This window comes from Pseudomonas sp. TMW22091 (genome assembly GCF_022496705.1).
Lineage (GTDB): Bacteria > Pseudomonadota > Gammaproteobacteria > Pseudomonadales > Pseudomonadaceae > Aquipseudomonas > Aquipseudomonas saxonica.
The window spans coordinates 24,120-40,261 of record NZ_SCFI01000015.1; the positions used below are offsets into that span (position 1 = coordinate 24,120).

Here is a 16,142-nt window from a genome sequence, read left to right on the forward strand (position 1 = left end):
GTTCTGCATGTCTACCTCTTCAAGCGGTACACCTCCTCGCGCCCTGCGCTGGGCGGTGGCCGGCTCGGTGATCGTGATGATCGCAGCGGGCGGGCTGTTCTATTACGCCTCGCAACTGGCAGCCGCCAAGCGCAAGGTTCACAGCAATGAGGTCACGGTCACCATTCATCCGCACAGTTGTGAACCGAATGCGTTAACCGTACCCGCAGGCTTCAATAGCTTCAGAATCGTCAACGCCTCGCAGCGCGCCGTAGAGTGGGAAATCCTCGACGGCGTGCTGGTGGTCGAAGAACGTGAAAATATCGCGCCCGGCCTGAGTCAGGTGATCAATGCCACGCTGACCCCTGGCGATTACGCGATCACTTGCGGCCTGTTGAGCAATCCACGCGGCACTTTGCACGTCACCCCTACCGCAGAATCCGAAGCCAGTGCCAAGGCGCGCCCATCAATGGTGGCTTTTATAGGGCCGTTGTCAGAGTTCCGGGTGTACGTGAGCAGCGAAAGCAATGCCTTGATCAAAGCGGTTAATGCCTTGGCGCAAGCCATCACTGCCGGTGATCTGACTCAGGCTCAAGCACTGTACATTCCTGCCCGCGAGGCCTACCAACGTCTGGCACCTGCTGCGCAACGCATGGCCGAACTGGATAACTCCATCAACGCACGGGCCGACTATTTTGAACGTCGCGAGCAAGATCCGGGTTTTACAGGGTTCCATCGACTCGAATACGGTCTGTTTGATCAACGCACCCTTCAAGGCCTGACCCCAGTTGCTCAGCAGTTACAAGCCAATGTCGTGCAGCTCAAGCAACAGTTGATGGCCCAATCACTGCCGCCCGAACAATTGGTCGGCATCGTCAGCCGCACCTTGCACAATCTGGCTGATACCCGCGCCAACAGCGGTGAAGAAGAGCGTTATAGCCATGTCGATCTGAACGGGTTTGCCGCCAACCTGCAAACCAGCCGCAAGGTCGTCGACCTGCTGCGGCCGATACTGGAAAAAAACAATGCTGACCTTTTGCTCAACATTGATCACGCCACCACTTCGCTCGCAGATCAACTGAACACCCTGAAAACACCCCTGGGCTATAGCACTTACGACACCGTAAGTGCGGCGCAGCGTCAGGCAATAAGTACCAAGGCCAAGGCACTGGCCGATGCACTCGATGGAATCGATCCCGCCCTCGGCCTCTCAGGCCTGTCATTGCAGACGAGACACACATGAGTGATTCCCACCACAACCCTGACGATTTCAACCTGCAACGCCGTCGTGTTCTCCTCGGCATGGGCGTAGCGGGCGCCGCACTGGCCGGTGGTGCCTTGAGCTGCCCGGCAATGGCTGCCAGCAGTGGCCAAAACGCCCAGGTCACCCAGGCGCCCAGCAGCGATAAAACGCAGGACCATCATCAGTTCCATGGTCAGCACCAAAACGGCATTATTACGCCCCGCCCGGCGGCGGGCATGTTGGTCGCATTCGATGTGCTGGCCAGTGACAAACAAGACCTTGAGCGGTTATTTCGCACCCTCAACGAGCGCATTGCGTTTCTGATGAAAGGCGGCGCCGTTCCGCAGGTCGACCCCAAACTTCCACCCGTGGATTCCGGCATTCTTGGCCCGGTGGTCACGCCGGATAACTTGACCGTGACCGTGTCGGTGGGTGAATCCTTGTTCGATGAGCGATTCGGCCTTGGCCCGGTTAAACCCAAACGCTTGAGTCGCATGCATGGTTTTCCCAACGACGCTTTGGATCCGGCGCAGTGCCACGGCGACCTGAGCCTGCAATTTTGTGCCAATACCGCCGACACCAATATTCATGCCTTGCGCGACATCGTGAAAACCCTGCCCGACTTGCTGTTGGTGCGCTGGAAGCAAGAAGGCACAGTGCCTCCCCAAGCGCCCGGCAAACCCGGCGAGCCTGCGCAAAGCGCCCGCAACTTTCTAGGCTTTCGCGACGGCTCTGCCAACCCGGATTCCAATAACAATACGTTGATGAACAGTATTGTCTGGGTGCAACCCGGCAGTGACGAGCCGCAGTGGGCGGTCAATGGCAGCTATCAGGCGGTGCGCATCATTCGCAATTTTGTCGAACGCTGGGATCGCACTCCGCTGCAAGAGCAACAGAGCATCTTTGGCCGCAACAAGGCCAGCGGAGCGCCTATGGACGGTCAGCACGAAACCGACGTGCCCGACTACAGCAAAGATCCTCACGGCAAGCTCACCAAGCTGGATGCGCATATTCGCCTGGCTAACCCGCGCACACCTGAAACCGCCCGCAGCCTGATCCTGCGCCGCCCGTTCAACTACTCCAACGGGGTCAATAAAAACGGCCAACTGGACATGGGCCTGCTGTTCATCTGTTACCAGAGTGATCTGGACAAAGGCTTTATCGCCGTGCAAACCCGCCTTAATGGCGAACCGCTGGAGGAATACCTCAAGCCGGTAGGCGGTGGTTATTTCTTCACCTTGCCGGGCGTGCGCGACGCACAGGATTTCATCGGCCGCTCCTTACTCACTGCACATGCGTAACCCCCCTGATACCTACCGGAAAAGTCCCATGAACAAGACGCCGCTCGCACTGATGCTCACGTTTGGTTTGCTCCACCTCCCACTCTCGGCTGTGGCAGCGACAGCGCCTCTGGACTTGGTGGGGCCCATCTCTGACTACAAGATATACGTGACTGAACAGCTGGATGAGCTGGCCAGCAATACCCAGCAATTCACGGATGCAATCAAAAAAGGCGATATTGCCACCGCTAAAAAGCTGTATGCCCCCACCCGCGTGTATTACGAATCCATCGAGCCGATTGCCGAACTGTTCAGCGACCTTGATGCCTCTATCGACTCACGGGTCGATGATCACGAAAAAGGGGTCAAGGCCGAAGACTTCACCGGTTTTCATCGCATTGAATACAGCCTTTACTCTGAAAACAGCACCCAAGGCCTGGATGCACTGGCGGACGGCCTGAATAAAGACGTCAAAGACCTGCAAACCCGCGTCGCCGGCCTGACTTTTCCGCCCGAGAAAGTCGTCGGTGGCGCAGCGGCGCTGATGGAAGAAGTCGCGGCAACTAAAGTTAGCGGTGAAGAAGACCGTTATAGCCACACTGACCTTTACGACTTCCAGGGCAATGTCGACGGCGCGAAGAAAATCTTTGACTTGTTCCGCACGCAAATTGAGCAGAGTGATAAAGCCTTTGCCGCGAAAGTCGACAAGAATTTCAGCACCGTGGACAAGATTTTGGCGAAGTACCGCACGAAAGCGGGTGGCTTTGAAACCTACGATAAAGTCAGTGATAACGACCGCAGGGCGTTAATTGGGCCGGTTAATACGCTGGCTGAGGACTTGTCCACACTGCGTGGCCAGCTGGGTTTGAACTGATAGCTTTTGCTTTTTGCTTTTTGCTTTTTGCTTCTAAAGCAATGCCCCTGCTGCCACCGAAACAGTGGGAGCGACACTGGTGCCCATCACAGGAGGCTGAGCGCAGGTGCTGTTATGGGGGTGGCGAGGCAGGACGCCGAGCCAGCCGCGATCGGGCCAAGGATGGCCCGTCGCGGCGTGCCCCCATAACAGTGCCGGAGTGAAGGCACCGGGCGAGCCTAGGCGAGCTCGGCCGTATGGTAGGGCGCAGACCTTTTGGTTCCTTTTGGGGCGTCTGCCAAAAGGGACTCGCCGTAAGGGCGAAACCCGTAGCTCAGCGAGACACATATAACGGATATGTACTCGAAGCTTCTAAATAGCCAACGTACATATCCGTTTGATGTATTAAATCTATCTACGGGTTCCGCCCTTACGGCGGCTCACTTTTGGCAAACAGCCCCAAAAGTAAGCAAAAGGTCCTTGCCCCCGCGTACGGCCCTCGCTGCGCTCAGGTGTCCCTCACTCCGGTTCCGCTCCGTGGGCACGCTGCGACGGGCCATCCTTGGCCCGATCGCAGCTCTCCCGGCATCCATGCCGGTCGACCCACTCCGCGAAACCTCCACTCGGCCTCCCGAAGGGGCGGCAGATCAAGATCAAAATCAAAATCCAGATCACAATCCAGATCACAAGCCAGATCAGAAGCCAGATCAGAAACCGGATCAAAAGTTAGCTCGCGAGCCGGATCACAGGCTTTTTATGCGCTGTGGCTTGCGCTGATTATGACGACAGAACCTGCACAGCCCCGGCCGCTGTGATGCGCGTCACATATCCGCAAAGTTGGGGCTGTCGCTTCGATCACGTTGAAAGCCCGGTTTATTGACTCACATCATTGTTTCAATACCCACCTCCCCTGTAAGAAACACGGTTCACGCCAAAAGCAGGCCAAACAAACTTTTTAACTGTTTGGCCCTGTAAAACCTATTCCTGAATAGCACCTGTCTAGTGTTTGGAAAACATGCGGTGTTGATCTAACTTTCATAGGCTTTTCACAATTCTACGTTTAACGTATGGCCATTCCTTCAGCGAAAAGCTGCAAGAGTCTGTAGGGAAATCATGTAGATAACGTAGGTCGATAACTTTACCTTTGTAAGTTATAAGCTTTACTCAATGCGAGTGTGGCCTTGTGCCGTACTGAGTAAGCCGACTTTCACATGAGTCATCTTGTGCCATTGAAATTGACTGGAACGAATACTTTGAAACCCTACCCCATCCAGTGTGTGTCGATCGTGATTCCGGTCTACAACGAAGAAGAGAGTTTGCCTGAGCTGTTGCGCCGCACCGAAGCGGCTTGTGCACAGCTGACGCAAGCGTACGAAATCGTTCTGGTCGATGATGGTAGCCGCGATGCATCGGCGCAGATTCTTGAAGACGCTGCTGCCCGTGAAGGCAGCCCCGTAGTCGCTGTAATCCTCAATCGCAACTACGGCCAACATGCCGCCATCATGGCCGGCTTTGAGTATTCCAAAGGCGACGTGGTGATTACCCTCGACGCCGACTTGCAAAACCCGCCCGAAGAAATTCCACGGCTTGTGGCCCAGGCTGCGCTGGGTTACGACGTCGTCGGCACGGTGCGCAACAACCGTCAGGACTCTGCCTGGCGCCGCTGGCCGTCACGCTTGATCAACCTCGCTGTGCAGCGCTCCACAGGCGTTGCCATGAGCGATTACGGCTGCATGCTGCGCGCCTATCGCCGCTCCATTGTCGACGCCATGCTCGCCTGCCGCGAACGCAGCACTTTTATTCCGATCCTTGCCAACAGCTTCGCCCGCCATACCACTGAAGTGCTGGTAGAGCACGCCGAGCGTGAACACGGCGACTCCAAATATAGCCCCATGCGCCTGATCAACCTGATGTTCGACCTGATCACGTGCATGACCACCACGCCTTTACGCTTGCTGAGCATTATCGGTTTCAGCATGGCGTTGCTGGGCGGTCTGTTTGCCATCTTGCTGATCGTCTTGCGCTTGATCTTTGGCGCGACATGGGCAGGTGACGGCACCTTTGTCTTGTTCGCAGTGCTGTTTGTCTTCACCGGCGGCCAATTCATCGGCATGGGGCTGCTGGGTGAATACCTCGGTCGCATGTACAGCGACGTTCGGGCCCGCCCGCGTTTCTTTATCGAAAAAATTGTGCGCGCCGAACCACAAGCGCCTGCCGCACACACGCACACCCCGTCTTTTTCTAATACCGCACAGGTTCAATCATGAGTTTGAAAGCCGTTGTTTTTGCCTATCACGATATTGGCTGCACAGGCATCGAAGCCTTGCTCAATGCAGGCTATGAAATTGCTGCGGTGTTTACCCATGCCGACGACCCCAAGGAAAACAACTTCTACGGTTCTGTTGCCCAGCTGTGTGCCCGCAAAGGCATTCCGGTTCATGCCCCGGAAGACGCCAACCACCCGCTGTGGATCGAACGTATTCGCAAGCTGAACGCCGATTACATCTTCTCGTTCTACTACCGCAACCTGTTGGGCGAAGAACTGCTCAACAGCGTCAGCAAAGGCGCGTTCAACCTGCACGGCTCGTTGCTGCCACGCTACCGGGGCCGCGCACCGGCGAACTGGGTGCTGGTCAATGGCGAAACCGAAACCGGCGTCACCCTGCACCGTATGGTCAAGCGCGCCGATGCAGGGGCCATTCTGGCCCAGCAACGCATCAGCATTGAACGCTCGGACACCGCGTTGACCCTGCACGGCAAGCTGCGCGAAACCGCCGCAAAACTGTTGGCTGAAACCCTGCCACTGCTGCCTGAAGGGCAACTCAAAGAAACCCCGCAAGACGAGTCCAAGGCCACCTATTTTGGTCGTCGCACCCCCGCAGACGGTCTGCTGCAATGGGCTCGCCCGGCCGAAGAACTGTTCAATCTGGTTCGCGCCGTGACCCAACCCTACCCTGGCGCGTTCTGCGCGGTGGGTGAGCACAAACTGATTGTCTGGGGCGCCGAAGTGGTCGCGGGCAATGGTGGGCACGCGCCGGGGCACGTTATCAGCTGCGACCCGCTGCGCATTGCCTGCGGTCAGGATTCATTGCTGGTCACGGCCGGTCAGCGCAACGACAACGGCCTGTTCCTCAGCGGCCCGCAATTGGCTCGCGAACTGGGCCTGGTTGAAGGTTCACGTTTGCGTGGCAGTGAATCAGGACGGGCGCCGCGTCGCACTCGCGTGCTGATTCTGGGCGTCAACGGCTTTATCGGTAACCATCTGTCCGAGCGCCTGCTGCAAGACGACCGGTATGAAGTGTACGGTCTGGACATTGGCTCCGACGCCATTGAGCGCCTGCGCAGCCACCCTAACTTCCACTTTGTGGAAGGTGATATCAGCATCCACACCGAGTGGATCGAGTACCACATCAAAAAATGCGACGTGGTCTTGCCGCTGGTGGCCATCGCAACGCCTATCGAGTACACCCGCAACCCGCTGCGCGTGTTTGAACTGGACTTCGAAGAAAACCTCAAGCTGGTGCGCTACTGCGTCAAGTACAACAAGCGCGTGATCTTCCCGTCCACGTCCGAAGTGTATGGCATGTGCCAGGACAAGAACTTCGACGAAGACACTTCCAACCTGATTGTTGGCCCGATCAACAAGCAGCGCTGGATCTACTCCGTGTCCAAGCAACTGCTGGACCGCGTGATCTGGGCTTATGGGCAAAAAGGCCTGAAGTTTACCTTGTTCCGCCCATTCAACTGGATGGGGCCACGCCTTGACCGCCTGGATTCGGCACGGGTGGGCAGCTCGCGCGCCATTACCCAGTTGATTCTGCACCTGGTCGAAGGTACGCCAATTCGTCTGGTCGACGGCGGCGAACAAAAACGCTGCTTCACCGACGTGGCCGACGGTATTGAAGCCCTGGCGCGGATCATCGACAACAAGGGTGGCAAGTGCGACGGCCAGATCATCAACATCGGTAACCCGGACAACGAAGCCAGCATCCGTCAACTGGGCGAAGAGCTGCTGCGTCAGTTCGAGGCTCACCCGCTGCGTGACAACTTCCCGCCGTTTGCCGGCTTCCGTGATGTAGAAAGCCAGTCGTTCTACGGCACTGGCTATCAAGACGTCAGCCACCGCAAGCCAAGCGTCGAAAACGCCCGTCGCCTGATCGACTGGACGCCGACCATCGAGCTCAGCGAGACCATCGCCAAAACCCTGGATTTCTTCCTGCGCGAAGCCATGGTTGAACTCGCGGAAAAACGCTGATGCAGGCTGGACTACGCATTGATGTCGACACCTACCGAGGAACCCGTGAAGGGGTTCCCCGGCTGCTCGACATGCTCGATGAAGCGCAGATCAAAGCCACGTTTTTCTTTAGCGTGGGGCCAGACAATATGGGCCGCCATTTATGGCGGCTGATCAAGCCCCAATTCTTCTGGAAAATGATGCGCTCCAAGGCGGCCAGCCTGTACGGCTGGGATATTTTGCTGGCCGGGACTGCCTGGCCCGGCAAACCGATCGGCAAGGATCTGGGGCACTTGATGCGTCAGACCCTCGACGCCGGCCACGAAGTGGGATTGCATGCCTGGGATCACCACGGCTGGCAAGCCAATGCCGGACGCTGGAGCGAGGCGCAGTTGATTGAGCAGATTCGACGCGGCGTCGACACCCTGAGCGACATCACCGGGCAGGCGGTCGAGTGCTCGGCCGCCGCCGGCTGGCGTGCCGATGAACGCGTAGTCCAGGCCAAGCAAGCCTTTGGTTTTCGTTATAACAGTGATTGCCGCGGGCACAGCCTGTTTCGGCCAAGGTTGGCCGATGGCAGCCTGGGCGCGCCGCAAATCCCTGTCGATTTACCCACGTTCGATGAAGTCGTCGGGCCGCAGATCAGCGCCGCCGACTTCAACGCCTACATTCTTGATCGCTTCAGCCCGCAAAAGCTGAATGCGTACACCATTCACGCTGAAGTAGAAGGGATTCTAATGGCCAACGACTTCCGTCAATTACTGGCGCAGGCCCGTGCCCGCGATATTCACTTTCACCCTTTGCGCGACTTGCTGCCCGCAGCGCTCGACAGCCTGCCCGCCGGGCAATTGAGTCGTGGTGTTCTGGATGGCCGTGAAGGCTGGCTGGGAGTGCAGCAACCATGACGCAGCGCTGGGCAATACCGCTTTTGGTTTTGGCTTTTATTGCGTTCTACCTGCTGCCGCTGGGCACCCACGGTTTATGGATACCGGACGAAACGCGCTATGCACAAATTGGCCAGCAGATCCTGATTGATGGTAATTGGGTCACCCCGCACTTTATGGATCTGCGTTACTTCGAGAAGCCGATTGCCGGCTACTGGATGATCGCTATTGGGCAGGCCATCTTTGGTGAAAACCTGTTTGGCGTGCGCATCGCGTCGGCCATTGCTACCGGTCTCAGCGTCATGCTGGCGTACCTCGTGGCACGCCGTTTGTGGAACGACCCGCGTAAAAGCTTTGCTTGCGCGCTGGTGTACATGACCTTTGGCCTGATTGCCGGGCAAGCCGGGTATTCAAACCTCGATCCGCAGTTCACCTGGTGGGTCAACTTGAGCTTGGCCGCCTTGTGGTTTGCCGTGGACAGCACCTCCACCCGCGGTCGCCTGATCAGCTGGGCAGTGCTGGGCTTTGCCTGCGGCATGGGCTTTATGACCAAAGGTTTTCTGGCCTTTCTGCTGCCAGTGTTGATTGCCCTGCCCTACATGGTCTGGCAAAAACGCTTTGTCGAACTGGTCAAGTACGGCCTGCTTGCCATGCTGGTGGCGGCGATTGTTTCGTTGCCGTGGGTGCTCGCGGTTCACGCTCAGGAGCCTGACTACTGGCGCTTTTTCTTCTGGCACGAGCATATCCGCCGATTTGCCGGTGAAGATGCCCAGCATGGCCGTCCGTGGTGGTTCTATCTGCCGCTGATGGTGGTCTCCAGCTTGCCGTGGGCGGCGCTGTTGCCTGCGACCTTTAAGGATGCATGGCATAACAAGGGTCATCGCGGGGTGATCTTCCTGCTGCTGTGGCTGCTACTGCCGCTAGCCCTGTTCAGCCTGAGCAAAGGTAAATTACCGACCTACATCATGCCGTGCCTGTTACCGCTGGCACTGCTGTTGGGCCATGCCTTGATGCAACGCGTGGAAACGGCCAAACCGCTGTCCTTGCGTCTTAACGGGTTGCTCAATGTGTTGTTGAGCGGCGTCGCATTGCTGGCTCTGGTTTATTTCGAAATCAAAAAGCCCTTCTACGAAGACGAAACAGTGCACCTGAGCCTCTTGGTGATTGTGCTGTTGACCTGGATCGTCACGGGCCTGCTGACGTTCGCCAAACCACTGAAAATGTGGGCGGCGCCTGCCGTGGCCATGGGCGCTCTGGTGTTGCTGCTGCCGGCGGCCATGCCCAGCAGCGTGGTGCACAACAAAATGCCCGACCAGTTCATTCTTGAGCACGTGCAGGCGTTGTCAGGGGCCAAACACCTGCTCAGTAACGATCTGGGCGCCGCCTCTGCCCTGTCATGGCGTCTGCGCCGTCCGGATGTGACGCTCTACAACACTCAAGGTGAAGTCAAATACGGTCTGACCTATGACGACGCCAAAGGCAAAAGCCTGGGCCTGGACGAGATTGAGTCATGGATGGCCAACGCGCGTCGCGAAGGCCCGGTGGGCGTGGTGATGCGTGTCAAGAACAGCGATGAAAGCCATGAAATGGACTTGCTGCCCAAAGATGGCCAGCGCTATGACGAAGGCAACATGGTGATTTTGATTTTCCCGCAGCGTGCACCATGACACTGGCGTTGCTGCTATTAGCTTGCCTGCTGACCTGCGCTGGCCAGATTGCACAAAAGTACGCCGTCGAAAGCTGGCGCGGGGTCGAGTCGGGAGTGGCGCACAAACTGCGCTCTCCCTGGTTGTGGCTGGCGTTGCTGTGCCTCGGCCTGGGCTTGCTGGTATGGCTGCTGGTGTTACAGCGCCTTGAAGTCGGCATCGCCTACCCGATGCTCAGCCTGAACTTTGTATTGATCACCCTGGTGGCACGCTACCTGTTCAAAGAAACCATCGACCTGCGCCATTGGTGTGGTGTGGGTCTGGTGATTGCCGGGGTGATTTTGCTGGGGCAACAGGCATGAGTTCGACAAGAGGTCTGGCCTTTGCCGCTGGCAGTGTCGCATTGGTCAGCAGTGCTCAACTGGGCATGCGCTGGAGCATGACGCGCTTGCCCGAGCCGGCTCAATGGTTGGCGGCAATCAGTCAGGGCGATGTCTCCTTGAGCGCCCTGGCGGTGGTCGTGGCCGCTATCGCGGCTTACGCACTGTCGATGCTGTGCTGGTTGCTGGCCTTGCGCGACCTGCCGCTGGGCCGCGCTTATTCGTTATTAAGCATCAGCTACGCGCTGGTCTATTTGCTGGCCGCCAGCCTGCCGACGTTTCACGAAAGCTTCACGCTTTCAAAAACCCTTGGTGTGACCTTGGTCATTCTAGGGGTGCTTACGATCAACTTTCGACGTACCCCAAGCTCCAGGAACAGCGCATGAAAATCAGTGTATTTGGTAGTGGTTATGTGGGCCTGGTGCAGGCGACCGTTCTGGCTGAAGTCGGCCACGATGTGATTTGCATGGACATTGATCAAAACAAGGTCGAGTTGCTACAGCAAGGTCACGTCAGCATTTTTGAGCCGGGTCTATCCAGCCTGGTGCGTGAGAACCTCGAAAGCAAACGCCTGCGCTTCACCAGCGATGAAAAACTCGCGGTGGAACATGGCCAGGTGCTGTTTATCGCAGTCGGTACGCCGCCGAGCGAAGACGGCTCAGCCGACCTCAGCGCGGTGTACTCGGTGGGTGATGCGGTTGCCCGTCACCGTGAAGAGCCCCTGATTCTGGTGGAGAAATCCACCGTGCCGGTCGGCACCGGTGATGCGCTCACGGCCCATATCAATAAAGCCCTGAGCATCAGTGGTCGTTCGTTGCAATTTGACGTGGTGTCCAACCCCGAATTTCTGAAAGAAGGTTCAGCCGTCACGGACTGCCGCCGTCCTGATCGCATCATCATTGGCTGCGCCCGCGAAGAAGTGCGCGACGTGATGCGCGACTTGTATGCACCGTTCAACCGCAACCATGACCGCATCATCTTCATGGACTTGCGCAGTGCTGAACTGACCAAGTACGCCGCCAACTGCATGCTGGCCACCAAGATCAGTTTCATCAACCAGATCGCCGAACTGGCCGAGCACTTGGGCGCTGACATTGAAGCGGTGCGATTGGGCATTGGTGCGGACACCCGCATTGGTTATCACTTTATCTATCCGGGCTGCGGCTACGGCGGCTCGTGCTTCCCCAAAGACATGCGTGCACTGATTCATAGCGCCCAGCAAGTGAACTGTTCGAGCGATTTGTTGCAAGCGGTCGAAGCGATCAACGAACGGCAAAAACACAAATTGTTTGACCGTATCAACAGCTTCTTCAAAGGTGAACTCAAAGGTAAAACCTTCGCCTTGTGGGGCTTGGCGTTCAAACCCAACACAGACGACATGCGCGACGCTCCGAGCCGCGTCTTGATGCAGGCTTTGTGGGATGCGGGTGCCGACGTCCGCGCATTCGACCCCGAAGCCATGCAGGAAACCCAGCGCCTGTACGGCGACGAGTTGCGCCTCAGTTTGATGGGTACGCCGGAATCGACGCTTAACGGTGCTGATGCACTGATCGTCTGCACGGAGTGGCAACAGTTCAAGGCACCGGACTTTGACCTGATCAAATTGCGGCTCAAGACCCCGGTGATTTTCGACGGGCGCAACCTGTATGACGGCGAACGCGTTGCTCGGGCGGGCTTGCAGTACTTCCCGATGGGCCGTGGCGAATCGTGCAACCTGCCTGTATCACGAGGTTCAACAGCGTTGGCCGCGAGCGTTTTGTAAGCCGGAGAAGCACGCAATGCAGGTCATCACTTCACCTGACGCTCTGCGAAGCGTGCGTCGCCAGTCCCTGCTGTTAGGGGGGCTGGCACTTGTGCTGTTTATCTTGGGCGACCCGCATGAGGCGGCCATCGGCTTTGATTCACGTTTTGTGTTGTTCGCCAAAGAAATGCTGCGTCACGGGCCGGGCTTCTTCCCCACCACCTATGGCCAGCCTTATGCGGACTACAGTGCAACTTCGACGCTATTCACCTGGTTGCTGTCCTTGCCCTTCGGCGAGGTCAGCAGCCTGACCGCGTGGCTGCCTACGGCTATTGCCGGGGCCGTCATCGTGACCTTGATTTATCGCCTGGTCGCGCCACAGTCACGGACGTGGGCGCTGACCAGCGTGGCGATGTTGCTGTTGAGCATGACCTTCATCACTGAAACCCGTGCCGTGTCGCTGGACCAGATGCTCGCGGCGGTCAGCCTGGCCGCGTTTTACCTGGCCTACGCCCACGACCACTTTGGTGCTCCCCGTCGGCATGCTGGTTTACTGGCCTTACTGGTATTGGGGTTTGCCATCCGTGGCCCCATCGGGCTGGTGATTCCCACTGGCATGCTGTGCAGTTACTACCTGCTCGGCGGCCAATGGCGCCGCCTGCTCAGTGTCGGTCTGCAAGCATTGCTGTTGCTGGTGTTGTGTATTGGCGCGCTATTGCTGCTGGCATGGGTCAGTGGTGGCCAAGGGTTCGTCCACGAAGTGATCCGCATGCAAGTCACCGGGCGGCTCGACGGCACTGAAGGCGCGAGCGGTTCGCTCTACTACTTCACCAGTTCCTTGGGCAACTATGCCCTGGCCTATCCACTGGCGGTGCTGGGCTTGATTGCGCTCCTGATGAACAGACGCGCACTGTCCGGGCCCGGCTTGAAATTGGTCATTTACTGCCTAGGTGCAGGTTTGGTGGTGATGATCGGCCTGTCGATACCTCAGGCAAAAAAAGCCCGCTATCTGCTACCCATGTTGCCAATGGCGGCGATCATTGCGGCCTATCCATTCGCAGGTGTACAGGGGCGCGCGTTTGCCGGGTTGCAGGGCCTCATGCAAGGCATTTTTCTGCTCGTGCCGGCGTTGTTGATGGTGGGCCTCATGCTGGCGCGAAAACGCGTCGATCAACCTTTGCCTTCACTGACCCTGCTGTTCGTCATGCTGGGGGTTTTACAGGCCCTTGCGCTTTCACTGCTGTTCAAACCGCAGTGGCGACCTGCCGGGTTGGCGGCCTGTGCCGTCATTGCAATTTGGGCCAGCTTTATTCTGGTGTTCGAACCTGTTGAGCGCGACCTCTACGACACCCGCACCTTCACCGACAATGCCATGCGCATGATTGACCAGACGCCTGCGCCTCTGGTGCTGCATGGCATGGGCAAGGACGCCAAGGCGATCAAGTTTATGGTTAACCTGAACCGGGACCTCATGCCTGTGTTTACACAGTCAGCGGTAGAACTGCAAAACGTAGGCAAACCGGTTTGGGTGGTGATGGATCGCAAGGACTATGTGCAACTACAAGGCACACCAGCAGGCGATTGCGCACCGACGTTGAGCGGTCGCTTCGACAAAAATGACTACGTGTTGCTCTATGTGCCTTAAAAAGTAGTGGTTCACCCTCACAGCCTTGACGCCTGAGCAACGACAGCAGGTACACTCTGCGCCCCTCCTCCTTCACCTAAGGAATACCCATGTCAGGGCTCGAACTGTTTGCCGCCGTACTCGGCGTTGTAGCCGTGTGGTTAACAGTCAAGCAAAACCCCTGGTGCTGGCCTATCGGGCTGGTAATGGTGCTGCTCTACAGCTGGATTTTTTTCGACATCAAGTTGTATTCGAGCATGCTGCTGCAGGTTTTTTTTGCCGTACTGCAAGTCTATGGCTGGTGGCAATGGACAAAGGCAGGTGCGCAGCATCAAGGCCGTGTGGTCTCACGGCTGAGCCATTGGCAAGTCCTGCTGGGGCTGGCGGCAGGCGCGGTGATCAGCCTTGGACTGGGTTCTGCAATGGCCCACTGGACCGATTCTGACTTCCCCTGGCCGGATGCGACGCTCACCGCGTTCAGTCTGGTGGCCCAACTCTGGATGGCGCAAAAGCGCCTGCAGTGCTGGGCACTGTGGTGCGTGCTCGACGTGCTGTACATGGGCTTTTATGCGTACCAGGATCTGTACCTGACGGCCGGCCTCTACGGCTTGTTTACCGCCATAGCGATTGCCGGCTGGCGTGACTGGCAGCGCGATCTGGCGCAACGCACATGAAGGTGGTCGTACTGGCGGGGCCGGAATCGAGCGGTAAAAGTTGGCTGTCAGCGCTGTTGCAACAGCGCTTCGGGGGCATTCTGGTCGGCGAATACGTGCGCTACTTTATCGAACAGAACCCCCGCGACACCTGCCTTGCGGATATTCCTGAAATCGCTCGCGGGCAACTGCAATGGGAAGATGACGCCCGCGCCCAACAACCCGAATTGCTGATTCTGGACACGCACCTGCTGAGCAACATTCTGTGGAGCCAGACCCTGTTTGGCGACTGCCCGGACTGGCTTGAACCTGAACTGCTCAAGCGCCATTACGACCTGCACTTGCTGCTCTCGCCTGAAGGCGTGGAATGGACAGCGGATGGCCAGCGCTGTCAGCCCTCGCTGGCTGAACGACAGAAGTTCTTCAACGACAGCTATCAATGGCTGAGTGAGCACCAACAACCGTTGTCAGTGATCACCGGGGATTGGCAGGCTCGTCAACTCAGCGCCTGCGCTGCAGTTGAGAAATTGCTCAGGGGAAGTCTGCAGAATTCGGAAAAAATCGTACGCTAAGGTTTACCGACATGCGACGACTTACCACTGCTCTGCATGGCAAATTCAGCTATCGCTAAGAAGCGGCTCATTCACTTGATGTAAAACAGGCCTCCCAGAAAAGTGAGCCGCTAAATTATCAAATGCAAGATCCAGCATTGCTTGAACGGTCGCCTCTGTAGTACTCGCCATATGCGGCGTCAGCACCACATTGGGCAGTTCTCTTAATGCCTGCGAAACTCTTGGTTCACTGCAAAATACATCGAGCCCCGCTGCGAGAATCCTGCGGCTGCGCAATGCCTCCACAAGGGCAGGTTCGTCGACAATTGAGCCGCGCGCAATGTTGACCAACACACCGCAAGGGCCTAGTGCTGTCAATACAGCAGCATTGATCATGCCGTGAGTTTCGGAGCCGCCGCTCGCGCACACCATCAAATAATCAACATTCGTTGCCAATGCTTGCACATCGTTGCACCACCGATACGGCACATCGGCCTTTTGCGTGCGCCCCGTATAAGCAACGCTCATACCGAACGCCTGAGCTCGTAACGCCACTGCTCTACCAATACGGCCAAGGCCGATGATGCCAATTCGTGCACCGAACACTCGCGCAGTTATCGGATGACGGCCTATTTCCCACCCACCACTGCGAACAAACCGGTCAGCGGATAGCACTTGGCGTGCGGCACATAACAACAGTGCCATCGCGAAATCCGCGATATCTTCGGTAGATAGACCCGGAGTGTGGGTAACGCAGACACCGTAATCGCGCGCTGCCTCAAGGTCGATGCCATCGTAGCCGACCCCCAGTACCGAGATGACTTCAAGCGCAGGCAGCCGAGCGATTTGCTCGCGCGTCACGCTCGACTCGCCGGTTGCAACCAGGCCACGCACGGCTGGTGCCAGAGCGATGGATTGTTCTTCATCTAGTAGTGACTGCTGGTAACAATCAAAATGCTCTCGCAGGCGTTCCATCAAGCTATGGGGCAATGCTGATAGCAATAATAGAGTTGGCTTCATCACGCGCTCAGCTCCAACCAGAATAAGAAGAACCAGCAGCACGGCGGTCGCCAT

14 protein-coding genes are annotated in these 16,142 nt (G+C 57.4%); 13 read left to right on the top strand and 1 reads right to left on the bottom strand.

The features are described 5' to 3' along the window. The first annotated feature begins 7 nt into the window (after nt 1–7). The 13 genes from efeO (EQV93_RS20775) to EQV93_RS20835 all read left to right on the top strand — a co-directional run bounded on the left by efeO (EQV93_RS20775) (nt 8) and on the right by EQV93_RS20835 (nt 15,089). The gene (gene efeO, locus EQV93_RS20775) at nt 8–1,222 is read left to right on the top strand and encodes an iron uptake system protein EfeO (protein WP_240892359.1); all 1,215 of its coding nucleotides are present in this window, start codon (nt 8–10) and stop codon (nt 1,220–1,222) included. Then, a complete protein-coding gene (gene efeB / locus EQV93_RS20780; RefSeq protein WP_240892360.1) occupies nt 1,219–2,523 on the top strand; it encodes an iron uptake transporter deferrochelatase/peroxidase subunit in 1,305 nt (434 codons plus the stop codon). Before efeO (EQV93_RS20775) ends, efeB begins: the two co-directional genes overlap by 4 nt. Nucleotides 2,524–2,551: 28 nt before the next feature. Further along, a complete protein-coding gene (efeO, locus tag EQV93_RS20785; protein ID WP_240892361.1) occupies nt 2,552–3,376 on the top strand; it encodes an iron uptake system protein EfeO in 825 nt (274 codons plus the stop codon). Between the two features lie 1,232 nt (nt 3,377–4,608). Continuing rightward, entirely contained in the window at nt 4,609–5,622 is a 1,014-nt protein-coding gene (arnC, locus tag EQV93_RS20790; RefSeq protein WP_122782112.1) for an undecaprenyl-phosphate 4-deoxy-4-formamido-L-arabinose transferase, read from the top strand. After that, nucleotides 5,619–7,610: a bifunctional UDP-4-amino-4-deoxy-L-arabinose formyltransferase/UDP-glucuronic acid oxidase ArnA gene (gene arnA / locus EQV93_RS20795; RefSeq protein ID WP_146387668.1), complete on the top strand. Its 1,992-nt coding sequence runs from the start codon at nt 5,619–5,621 to the stop codon at nt 7,608–7,610. The genes arnC and arnA overlap by 4 nt, the downstream gene beginning before the upstream one ends. Beyond that, nucleotides 7,610–8,494, top strand: coding sequence for a 4-deoxy-4-formamido-L-arabinose-phosphoundecaprenol deformylase (arnD, locus tag EQV93_RS20800; RefSeq protein WP_146387666.1), 885 nt, complete (start codon nt 7,610–7,612; stop codon nt 8,492–8,494). Before arnA ends, arnD begins: the two co-directional genes overlap by 1 nt. Beyond that, nucleotides 8,491–10,140 (top strand): lipid IV(A) 4-amino-4-deoxy-L-arabinosyltransferase, encoded by a 1,650-nt coding sequence (arnT, locus tag EQV93_RS20805; RefSeq protein ID WP_146387664.1) that lies wholly within the window; start codon nt 8,491–8,493, stop codon nt 10,138–10,140. Before arnD ends, arnT begins: the two co-directional genes overlap by 4 nt. Continuing rightward, the gene (gene arnE / locus EQV93_RS20810; protein ID WP_146426604.1) at nt 10,137–10,481 is read left to right on the top strand and encodes a 4-amino-4-deoxy-L-arabinose-phosphoundecaprenol flippase subunit ArnE; all 345 of its coding nucleotides are present in this window, start codon (nt 10,137–10,139) and stop codon (nt 10,479–10,481) included. The genes arnT and arnE overlap by 4 nt, the downstream gene beginning before the upstream one ends. Further along, nucleotides 10,478–10,885 (top strand): 4-amino-4-deoxy-L-arabinose-phosphoundecaprenol flippase subunit ArnF, encoded by a 408-nt coding sequence (gene arnF / locus EQV93_RS20815; RefSeq protein WP_146387662.1) that lies wholly within the window; start codon nt 10,478–10,480, stop codon nt 10,883–10,885. Before arnE ends, arnF begins: the two co-directional genes overlap by 4 nt. Then, entirely contained in the window at nt 10,882–12,261 is a 1,380-nt protein-coding gene (locus tag EQV93_RS20820; protein WP_122782118.1) for a UDP-glucose dehydrogenase family protein, read from the top strand. Before arnF ends, EQV93_RS20820 begins: the two co-directional genes overlap by 4 nt. A gap of 16 nt (nt 12,262–12,277) precedes the next feature. Further along, nucleotides 12,278–13,885: an ArnT family glycosyltransferase gene (locus tag EQV93_RS20825; RefSeq protein WP_240892362.1), complete on the top strand. Its 1,608-nt coding sequence runs from the start codon at nt 12,278–12,280 to the stop codon at nt 13,883–13,885. An 89-nt stretch (nt 13,886–13,974) separates the two neighbouring features. Beyond that, entirely contained in the window at nt 13,975–14,538 is a 564-nt protein-coding gene (pnuC, locus tag EQV93_RS20830) for a nicotinamide riboside transporter PnuC (protein WP_146426602.1), read from the top strand. After that, nucleotides 14,535–15,089, top strand: a complete 555-nt coding sequence (locus tag EQV93_RS20835; RefSeq protein WP_122782121.1) for an AAA family ATPase — start codon at nt 14,535–14,537, stop codon at nt 15,087–15,089. Before pnuC ends, EQV93_RS20835 begins: the two co-directional genes overlap by 4 nt. A 45-nt stretch (nt 15,090–15,134) precedes the next feature. Here EQV93_RS20835 and EQV93_RS20840 read toward each other — a convergent pair whose 3' ends face one another. Continuing rightward, nucleotides 15,135–16,142, bottom strand: coding sequence for a 2-hydroxyacid dehydrogenase (locus tag EQV93_RS20840; RefSeq protein ID WP_240892363.1), 1,008 nt, complete (start codon nt 16,140–16,142; stop codon nt 15,135–15,137).